Source organism: Kitasatospora sp. NPDC001603 (assembly GCF_040298365.1).
Taxonomy (GTDB): Bacteria; Actinomycetota; Actinomycetes; order Streptomycetales; family Streptomycetaceae; genus Kitasatospora.
On the sequence record NZ_JBEPAA010000037.1, the window covers coordinates 77336 to 86467 of the forward strand.

Annotated in this window: 8 protein-coding genes; 3 read left to right on the top strand and 5 right to left on the bottom strand. The window is 75.3% G+C overall.

Features of this window, described 5'->3' with window-relative positions:
• Positions 1 to 11: 11 nt before the first annotated feature.
• From ABT263_RS23005 to ABT263_RS23015, 3 genes are all read right to left on the bottom strand, one after another.
• Positions 12 to 1478, bottom strand: coding sequence for a class I adenylate-forming enzyme family protein (locus tag ABT263_RS23005; protein WP_352292777.1), 1467 nt, complete (start codon positions 1476 to 1478; stop codon positions 12 to 14).
• Positions 1459 to 2835: a nitroreductase family protein gene (locus ABT263_RS23010; RefSeq protein ID WP_352292779.1), complete on the bottom strand. Its 1377-nt coding sequence runs from the start codon at positions 2833 to 2835 to the stop codon at positions 1459 to 1461. The genes ABT263_RS23005 and ABT263_RS23010 overlap by 20 nt, the downstream gene beginning before the upstream one ends.
• Before the next feature lie 1611 nt (positions 2836 to 4446).
• Entirely contained in the window at positions 4447 to 5040 is a 594-nt protein-coding gene (locus ABT263_RS23015) for an MBL fold metallo-hydrolase (protein ID WP_352292781.1), read from the bottom strand.
• Between the two features lie 141 nt (positions 5041 to 5181).
• Here ABT263_RS23015 and ABT263_RS23020 point away from each other — a divergent pair, with 141 nt between their 5' ends.
• Positions 5182 to 6090, top strand: coding sequence for a GlxA family transcriptional regulator (locus tag ABT263_RS23020; protein WP_352292793.1), 909 nt, complete (start codon positions 5182 to 5184; stop codon positions 6088 to 6090).
• A 313-nt stretch (positions 6091 to 6403) separates the two neighbouring features.
• Here ABT263_RS23020 and ABT263_RS23025 read toward each other — a convergent pair whose 3' ends face one another.
• Together ABT263_RS23025 and ABT263_RS23030 are read right to left on the bottom strand one after the other, a co-directional pair.
• Positions 6404 to 7054, bottom strand: a complete 651-nt coding sequence (locus ABT263_RS23025) for a hypothetical protein (RefSeq protein ID WP_352292783.1) — start codon at positions 7052 to 7054, stop codon at positions 6404 to 6406.
• A gap of 31 nt (positions 7055 to 7085) precedes the next feature.
• Positions 7086 to 7397, bottom strand: a complete 312-nt coding sequence (locus ABT263_RS23030; RefSeq protein WP_329485247.1) for a DUF4193 domain-containing protein — start codon at positions 7395 to 7397, stop codon at positions 7086 to 7088.
• Positions 7398 to 7648: 251 nt separating this feature from the next.
• On the opposite strand from ABT263_RS23030, the gene ABT263_RS23035 reads away from it, so the two are divergent.
• Both ABT263_RS23035 and ABT263_RS23040 read left to right on the top strand, forming a co-directional pair.
• Entirely contained in the window at positions 7649 to 7819 is a 171-nt protein-coding gene (locus ABT263_RS23035) for a hydrophobic protein (protein WP_329485246.1), read from the top strand.
• Positions 7820 to 8088: 269 nt separating this feature from the next.
• The coding region (locus ABT263_RS23040; protein WP_352292785.1) for a hypothetical protein at positions 8089 to 9132 on the top strand (1044 nt) is incomplete at its 3' end.

Genomic DNA, 9132 nt, shown 5'->3' on the forward strand with positions numbered 1-9132 from the left:
GGGGGAGGGGGTCAGTTGCTCTGGGCGTCGGCGAGCAGCCGCCGCAGGCGCTCGACGGACGGCTTGCCGATCGAGTTCACCGGGATCCGGTCCACCAGGTGGAGGACCGAGGGCACCTTGAAGGAGGGCAGCACCGCCGAGCAGTGGCTGCGCAGGGACTGCGCGGTCGGACCGGGCCCGACGGCGACGACGGCGGCCAGGATCGGCTCGCCGTGCCGGCTCTCGGCCTCGAAGGCGACCGCGTCCAGCACCCCGGCGGCCTCGCGCAGCACCTCGGTGACCTCGATCGGGTCGATCTTGCGCCCGCCGACGTTGACCAGCCGCCCGGTGCGCCCGGTCAGGTGGAGCACGCCGTCGACCAGGTGGCCCTGGTCGCCGGTGCGGTAGCGGCCCTCGGCGTCGATCCGCTCCTCGAAGACGCCGGGCGCGTTGAGGTAGCGCGAGCCCATGGACTCGCTCCGGACCCGGACGCCCTGCTCGTCGGCGATCAGGTCCACGCCGGGCAGCGCGGTGCCGAGCCCGGTGCCGTCACCGTCGACCGCGTAGGTCAGGGGCCCGGCCTCGGCCACGCCGTAGTAGTTGTGGACCGGTACGCCGGTGAGCCGGGTGAACTCCTCGCGGACGCTGTCGCGCAGCGGGGCGCCGGAGGAGATCGCGGCCCGGACACCCGTGAAGCCCCCGGTCGAGGAGCGCCGCACGATCGACTCGTACAGCGCGGGGAACGCCACCAGGCGGGTGGCGCCGGTGCTCTCCAGCAGCCGCACGATCCGGGAGGCGGTCGGCAGGCCGCGTGACAGGTGCAGCGAGGCACCGGGCAGGAAGGCCGCCAGCAGCGAGGTGTTGAAGGCCAGGCCGTTGGAGAGCGCGGCCAGGCAGGCGATCCGGTCCTGGGCCGAGAGCCCGGTGCCCTCGGCCCAGTTGCGGGCCGCCGCGAGCACGGCCGTGCCGGAGAACTCGATGCAGTTGGGCCGGCCGGTGGAGCCGGAGGTGAAGCGGCACACCTCGGTGCCGGGCAGCAGCGGCGGGGGAGGGGTGGCGGAGCGGCGCACCCGGCTGACCGTGAGGGCGCCGAACTCGCCTCCCGTCGTGAGGACTTCCGCGGTGACCTGCTCGACGTCGGCGTCCGGCGCGTGGATCAGCAGGTCCAGCCCGCAGTCCTCGGCGATCCGGGACAGCTCGAACGGTCCGAAGGCCGAGTCGGCCAGGAAGGGGACCGCGCCGGCGAACAGTGCCGCCAGGTAACCCACCACGTAGTCGGTGGAGTTGGTGGCGTACAGGCCGATCCGCAGTCGGTCGCCGGCCACGCCGTACGGGGCGAGGCGGGCGGCGGCGGCCCGGGCCCGGTCGGCCAGTTCGGCGTAGCTGAGCGACGCGTCGGGGTCGGTGACCGCCACGCGGTCGCCGTGGCGGGCGAGGGCGTCCGTGAAGGCGTGGGGAAGGACGGCGTTCATCGTGGCCTCACCGCTCGTTCTGGGCATGGGCGGTGGCGAGCCGGTCGAGCTTGACGCCGGAGTCGTCCGGGCGGCCGAGCACCAGGACGTAGAGGATCTCGTCGCTCTCCGGCAGCCCGGCCAGGGTGTGCCAGAGCGCCGCGTCGAACCCCCCGACGCCGGTCACGCCGATCCCGGCGCGGTTCGCCCCCAGATAGAGCAGCTGCCCCAGGGCGCCGCAGCGGAAGGCCAGTTCGCGGAGGTCCTCGGCGCCGGCGGCCGAGTCGCCGGCGCCGTCGGTGAGAGCGGTGCGCGGTGCGTGGAGCAGCACCACGGCGGCGGCGCCGGCGAGGGTGCGCTGCTGCATGCAGGCGCGCACCACCTCGTCGGCGGAGGGCAGCCGGCCGGTGCGCGGCGCGCCCTCGCCGGTCAACGGGTGCACGGCGTTCTGCCCCGGTTCCTCGGCCGACCGCAGGACCAGGGTGGCGCCCATCGGCGAGGCGGCCGGCAGGTCCGTCCGCACCGGCGTGGCGAGGGCCGAGACGGCCTGCCAGACGTCGGCCGCGGGGACGGTGCCGGGAACGAACGCCTTGCTGGAGGCCCGCGTGGCGAGCAGCTTCGGCCACTCGGACGGATCGCCCAGACCGGGCTGGCCACCGCCCGGCCGCCCGCGGTCGCGCAGGTCCGCGAGGGGGGCGAGGGCGTCGGGTGCGCCGTCCGTCCCGGGGTGCTCCGCCCGCGCGGAGAGGGAGTCCCAGCAGGTCTGCTCCAGCCAGGACCGCCAGGTGGGCGCGTGTCCGTCCCGGGCGGCGCCGTCGTGCACCGTCCAGCGGGTCCAGGCGTCGTCGGCCCCGGCCGCCGGCACCAGGAGGGCGGAGTGCAACTCCCGGCAGTTCTCGCCCGCCTCCAGCAGGTCCGAGAGGGGTGAGCGGGGGAAGCGCAGCCGCAGCGTCCCCGGCGCGCCCCGGCCGGTGGTGGCCAGCAGCAGGTTCCCGGTGGCGTGCCCGGCGTCGAGCTGGGTGTACAGGTAGCCGCGGTCGCCGTACTTGCGCATCGACAACCAGGGCCGGGTGAGGGTGACGATGACCGCGCCGCCGTCCCCGGGGATCGCCAGCGTCGAGGCGTGCAGCGCTCCGGCGACGTCCCCGGTGGCCAGCCGGGTGCAGGTACGGCGGTCGGCGTCGACCCGGAAGGCGGCCGGCGCGCCGTTCTCCATGGTGAGGACGGCGAACTCGTAGGGGTACACGGCCCCGGCGGACGGGACCGCCCGAGCCCCGTGCGACCTGCGGGAACGGTCGGCCCGGCTGGTGAGCGCGCCTTCCTCCAGCAGGGACAGCGCGAGTCTGAGGCCCGGAGCCGCGGCCGGCTCGGCGGGCGACTCGGACGGTGCCGCGGGCAGGGCCATCCGGGCCCACATGTCGGCTTCGAAGTCCGGCGGCGCGTGCTCGGGTCTACGGGCGAGGGGTACTGCTCGTACGGCGGGTACGGCTGATGTGTCTGCATTGCCTTGCACGTCTGACGAAACCTCATCTCGTCTGGTGGCACGGCCGACCGGGCCTGCGAAAGGGCAGGCGAAAGCCCCCCGGCCAGTTCGGCAGATGGCATGCGGCGGCTACAGGGAACTGTGTACAGACTTCGACATGACTGTGCCGCCCGCGCCATTGCGGGCGTCGACAGCCCGTCCCCCGTGAACGGCCTGTGTGAAGTGGATGAATCACCTGTTCCGCGCCCTGGGTAAGCGGCGGCTGGCGATCATCCTGTGGCACCCACGTGAGCGCTGTCAAGGATTGGCGTAGACCATCGAGGGACTGTTCGGCGGCCCCCGGCGGGGCGGTCGCGACCTGCCGAAAGTGACCGCGGCGCAGAGCTGGCGGTCACTCAAATCGCTTGTCGCAGGCGTCGGTTCGCGGACAATACCGACATTGGACCCAAGCCCCCGTCCCGGGCGGCGCGACCGGCGCCGGCCGGAGCGCTCGCTCCCGGCGGTGGCGGAGACCCACCCACGCGGTCGCTTGACGGCCCGCGTGTCCGCCCCCGGCATCCGCCCCGCCGGCCGGACACCGGCCGGCGCAGACCGGTCGGTCCGCGCTGCCCCGGCCGATACCGCGGGACAGGTATCAGCGGACCGGCCCGACGGTGATTCGATCCGGAACGGAGCCGGACGGAATGTCCTCGGCCTCGGCCGAGAATCCGTCAAATACCGTGGGTGAAACGGCGCGAAGCATGTCCGGGGAAATTCCGGTGTTCGCCGGAACGGGCGATATCCGGCGTGGGCCGAATTCCCTGGTCGCGGGGAATCGGTATCGGTCGGAACGCCGCGCATCCGCCCGCTCCGAGACGGCCCGACGGCGCCGGTGATCCACCGTCACGGGCCGCCCGGGCGCGAGGTCCGGTCGGCGCCGACCGCGGAATTCCGGACCGGCTCCGAGCGGCCCGGCGACTCGTCGGCCGACCGCCTCCGCCCAGCGGATTCCGAGGCCGGGGCCGGCGGAACCGGACCCGCGCCGACGGACCTCCGGAGCGCCGCCGAGCAGGGCGCCCACCTGGGCGACCGCGCCGAGGAAGGCGGGCCGGAGATCCCCGCGGGCGCCCTCGGGTCGGACCGGCCGGGATTCGCCGAACCCGGTTGGTCCGCACGCGCGAACCGGTCGCGCGTCCCGCATTCCCGCACGGGGAGCGCGCCGACATCACCGACCGGTCCATGACGCCCGCCGAAGCCCCGGAGGTTTCCTTCGTCGGCGATCGGCTCCCCGTTCCGCGGCGTTCGGCTCGCCGTTGTGCCGCGTGCGGGTTCGACGCCGGTGGGCGTGGGCGGCGGGGCGGCCCGGTCGCGCGGCGCGGCACCACCGGCCCCACGACTCGTCCCGCCCGTCGTGGTGATGCGCACTCGTGCGAGTGCGGACGGTCCCCCCGGGATCGGCGCAGTTCGTACGGGCGAGGACGCGTCCTCGTGTCCTGGCGGTTCCGGGTCCCGGTGGACTCCGCCGGGCGGCGCCCGACCGGGCCGGCCGGACAGCTACCGCGGGGTGGTGTCGTCCGCCACGAAGGGCCGGCCGTGGCCGGGCACGATCAGGTCCGCCGCGGCCAGCACCCGCAGCCGGGAGGCGCGCAGCACCTCGCGGTCCGGGGCCACCGGGTCGTCCGCCGGGCCGTCGGCGTGCCACCACAGGTCGCCGGCGAAGGCCACCACGCCCGAGTCCGTGCCCGCCAGCAGGGTGATGTCCTCGGGGCTGTGGCCCGGGGTGCGGATCAGCCGCAGCGACGGGGTGAGTTCGTAGCCCTCGGCGTCCCGGTTGGTCCAGTGGTCGCCCAGGTACTCGACCTTGTGGTCGTGCACCCGGGCCCGGCCGAAGAGGCCCGCGTTCATGGTGTTGTCGGGGTGGTGGTGGCTGAGCACCACATCGGTGATGTCGTCGGGGCCGAGGCCCAGTTCCGCGAGCGGGGCGAGGATGTGGTCACGGCTCGCCACCATGCCCGGGTCGAAGATCACGTGCCGTCCGGCGTCGGAGACGTAGGAGACGGTGGCGGCGACCCCGGGGCCGGTGGAGCCCACGTAGCCGGTGGTCAGGACCTTGAAGGCGGCGCTGCGGCCGAGCGGTGCGTCTGTCATGGCTTCGATCCTTCCGGTCTTGACGGTGCCTCACGAGTGGCACGTCTGCCGGTGACCGCAGGATTCGTGCCAACGCTGTGCGACACTGCCTGCGTGCCGCCTTTCCGGACCGTCGCCGCCTACGTCCCGCCCGGCGCGGGCATGCTCGCCGTCGGCATCGTCACCGAGGTGTTCGGTCCGCACGGAGCGGCGGTGCCCGGTTTCGACTTCGCCCTCTGCTCCGACCGCCCCGGACCGGTGCCCACGGACTGCGGAGTGCCGCTCGCCGTCCCGCACGGTCTGGACCGGTTCGCCGGCGCCGATCTGCTCATCGCGCTGCCCGGGGCCGGATTCCGCGAACCGCCCGCCCCCGCCGTGCTCGACGCGCTGCGGGCCGCGCACGCGCGCGGCGCCGTGGTCGCGGCCCACTGCGTCGGCACGTTCGCGCTCGCCGCCGCCGGACTGCTCACCGGCCGGCGGGCGACCACCCACTGGCGGTTCGCCGACCTGCTCGCCGACCGCTATCCGGACGTCACGGTGGACCCGGACGCGCTCTACATCGACGAGGGAGACGTCGTCACGGGCGCCGGAGCCGCCGCGGGTTTCGACCTCTGCCTCCACCTGCTGAGGCGGGAGTACGGCGCCGCCCTGGCCAACGCCGTCGCCCGCGACATGGTGCTGCCCTCCCACCGCGACGGCGGGCAGGCCCAGTACCTGGCCGCGCCCGTCCCCGGGAACGGCCAGGACGAGCGGCTCGCCGAGGTCCTCGGCTGGGCCCGCGAGCACCTCCACGAGCCCCTGCCCGTCACGGAACTGGCCCGCCGCGCCCTGATGAGCAGGCGCTCCTTCGCCCGCCGCTTCACCGCCGCGACCGGCACCACCCCGCACGCCTGGCTGCGGGACCTGCGCCTGAGCCGGGCCGAGGAACTCCTCGAAGCCACCGACCTGCCGGTCGAGGAGATCGCCCGCCGGGTCGGCTACGGGAGCGCCGCCGTCCTGCGCGAACAGTTCGTGCGGCGCCGGGGAGTCCCGCCCCGCGCCTACCGGCGCGCTTTCACCGGCACGCCGTGACGGCCCGGCAGGTCCGCCCCGGCCCCCGACGTCCACCGTCGCCACACGCCCGGCGGACATCCGGCCGCGCGCCGTGCGGGGCACGAGGGCGTTCGCGGACGGCGGCCGTCCCGTCGGACCTCCTCCTGTCCCGGCCGCGGGTACGGGGGCTCGCCGCTCCGGAGGGTGCGCAATCTTCGCAGAAGCGTCACAGCTGGGTCTGGAACCCTCACAGCCGGGCTGCCTAGGCTCCGCATGCGCACGACGACGTGCGCGGAGCCGCCGACGACCGGTGTGGGCCGGCCACCCCGGCAGCACGGGAAGACCACATGGACTACTGCGCACCCTGCCGCCGCCATCTGAACGGCGCGATGACCTGCCCCGGCTGCGGGGCCCCCGCGGCGACCCGGGAGACCCTGCCGGACGCGACCCTGACGCTGTCCCAGGGACCACCGGCCGCCGGGCCACCGCCCGCTGTGGCACCGCCTCCGGCGGCCGGCCGGTCCGCCGCACCGGCCCGGTCCCGGCGTTCCGGGCGCCGGCCGGCGCGGCGGGCCGGCGTGCTCGCGCTCTCCGTCGTCGGCCTGGCCGTCGCGGGGCTCGGTGTCGCGGCCCTCGCCGCGAACGGCAGTGAGGGCGCCTCGCCCGCGCCGGCCGCGGGCGGGCCGGTCGCGACGCCCACGCCGAGTGGCCCGACCTCCGCCGCGCCCCCCACCGCGACGGGCGTGACCACGGTCCCGGCCGCGCCGACCACACAGCGCACCGGCGCGAGCCGTACCGCCTCCGCCACCGCCTCGGTCACCAGGAGCACCGCCCCGGCCGCGCCGACGAGCAGTCGTGCCCCGGAGTCGCCGCCTCCCGTCCCGGCCGCTTCGAGCCCGGCCCCGCCCACCGCCCCGCAGCCCTCGACGGCCGCTCCGCACCCCTCGGCCACCGTCACCGCGAAGCCGACGCCCACCTGCACGCCGTTCCTCTTCTGGTGCACGTAGCGGGCCGCCCGCTCGCCGCCCGCCCGGTCAGTCGCCGGGGGCGGGCACGCAGTCCCGGCAGACCGGTTGCCCGTCCTCCTCACGGGAGAAGCGGCTGCGGTGGTGGACCATGAAGCACCGAGCGCAGGTGAACTCGTCCCCCTGGACGGGCACCACCTGGACGGTGAGCTCCTCCCCGGAGAGGTCGGCGCCCGGCAGCTCCACGGACTCCGCCTCCTCCGCCACGTCCACGTCCGGCGTCCCGCCGGAACGCTCGGCACGCTGCCTCTTCAACTCCTCGACGCTGTCGACCTCCTCGTCGTCGCTGTTCGTACGCGGGGCGTCGTAGTCGGTTGCCACTGCTGCACCTTCCGTCGAAGGGATCCGGTACGCACGGGGGCGGACCGGATCGTCACGCCTCGGACCACTGTCCCCCGCGCCCGCCGATCACGCAGGCGGGGTCGCCGACCGGGGCGTCCGCGACGGTCGCCGACGGCTCGCCGCCGGCGAACAGAGCGAGGCCTCTGCCCCGGGGCGCCGGAAAGATTCGTACGAATAGGCGAGCGGCCTCCGGGGCAGTCGGGTGCTCGACACCGACTGCGGAGGTTCCGATGGTTCCCCTTCTTCTCGTTCTCCTGCTCGCTCTGCTCCTGTTCGGCGCCGGGTTCGCACTCAAGATTCTCTGGTGGGTGGCGATCGCCGTACTCGTGCTGTGGCTGGTGGGCTTCGTGGCCCGTGGTACGCACTCCTCGGGCCGGCGCCACCGGTGGTACCGCTGGTAGGTCACGCCCTCAGGATCCGCCCCGCCGCCGCCTGTCCGGACCAGGTCCTCCCCGAAAGGGTGATCGCCGCGGCAGGCGGCCGTGCTGGGACAGCTCACTGGGGAGGGGAACGCCGGCCCGCCGCACCGGTGCGGCCCGGACGTCGCCCGAATGATCGCCTGGAGTGGCAGTCGGCGTAATGCGGGCCAGGCTTGAACCGGGCAGATCCGTTTGCTTCCTTCGCCCGCCCGGCCCGGCGCCGGCCCGTTCCCCCGATCCAGGAGACCTCGATGTCCCGCCCCCTGACCATAACCCTGCCTGTCTCGGGGTCGGGTTCCGTACCCGACACCGCCGCCCCCGACCTCACCCCCGTTCCCCTGCGGGTGAACCAGCCGTCCCCCGTCCCGCTCGGCGGCGACCTCGCGGCGGCGATGATGAGCGCGGCGGCCAGCCGCCCGGTGGAGGAAGTCGCCGATCTGCTCTGCCACCTGAACCCGGCCCACACGCCGACCCTGGCCCCGGTCCTCCACGGAGCGGTCGCCGCCCGCCCGGTCGAGGACCTGGTTCGCCTCCTGATCCTCCTGAGACCCCGCGACAGCACCGGTGCCGACCAGATCCTGCGCGCCGCCGTCCTGACCAGACCCACGGGCGACGTCGCCCACCTCACCACCCTGCTCGCGGCCGAAGCCGACAGCGGCATCCGGGCGGCCCTGCACGCGGCCGCGTCGCTGCGGCCGGTGGCCGATGTCGCCCACCTCGTCCAGCTGCTCCGGCCCGCCCCGGTCGCGGACCGGCCGGCCGGGCCCTCGACGAGCGGTGACGACACGGAACCCCTGGCGGCCGCCACGGAGCAGGCCCCGCCCGACGCCGCCGCCCTGCCGCCGGCGCGGGTGCTGTCGAGGGCACGGCCCCGCGAGGAGCGCCCGCCGCTCCGGTGGCCCGCCGCCGCGGCCCTGGTGATGACGGGTGCGCTCCATGTGCCGCTGGTGGCCGCCCTCTGGGGCCAGAACCCGGACGTCTCGGTGGTCGCCGGCCTCAGCGCCCTGTGCCTGCTCCTCGCCGTCCCGCTCGGCGTGCGCGGCACGCCGTGGACGTGGATCGCCGGCGCCGTGCCGGCCGCGGCCGCGTTAGCCGGCTACCTGCTGTTCGACACCATGGTCCCGGTGCGGGTGGCGGTCGGCATCATCGAGTGGCAGGGCCGGTTCGGGCCGGCCGCGCTGGCCTGCGAGGCCGCCGTCCGTTCCGGGGCGGGTTGCCGGTGCCGGACTGGTTGTCGGCGTAGAAGGAGAGCGGCTGCGGCAGGCGGAGCCAGCCGTGCACCTCGCCCTGGATGT

Bases quoted from the DNA above. Each gene is read 5' to 3' on its own strand.
- ABT263_RS23005 (WP_352292777.1), bottom strand. From the start codon at position 1,478: ATGCCCAGAACGAGCGGTGAGGCCACGATGAACGCCGTCCTTCCCCAC.
- ABT263_RS23010 (WP_352292779.1), bottom strand. From the start codon at position 2,835: ATGGCCCTGCCCGCGGCACCGTCCGAGTCGCCCGCCGAGCCGGCCGCG.
- ABT263_RS23015 (WP_352292781.1), bottom strand. From the start codon at position 5,040: ATGACAGACGCACCGCTCGGCCGCAGCGCCGCCTTCAAGGTCCTGACC.
- ABT263_RS23020 (WP_352292793.1), top strand. From the start codon at position 5,182: ATGCTCGCCGTCGGCATCGTCACCGAGGTGTTCGGTCCGCACGGAGCG.
- ABT263_RS23035 (WP_329485246.1), top strand. From the start codon at position 7,649: ATGGTTCCCCTTCTTCTCGTTCTCCTGCTCGCTCTGCTCCTGTTCGGC.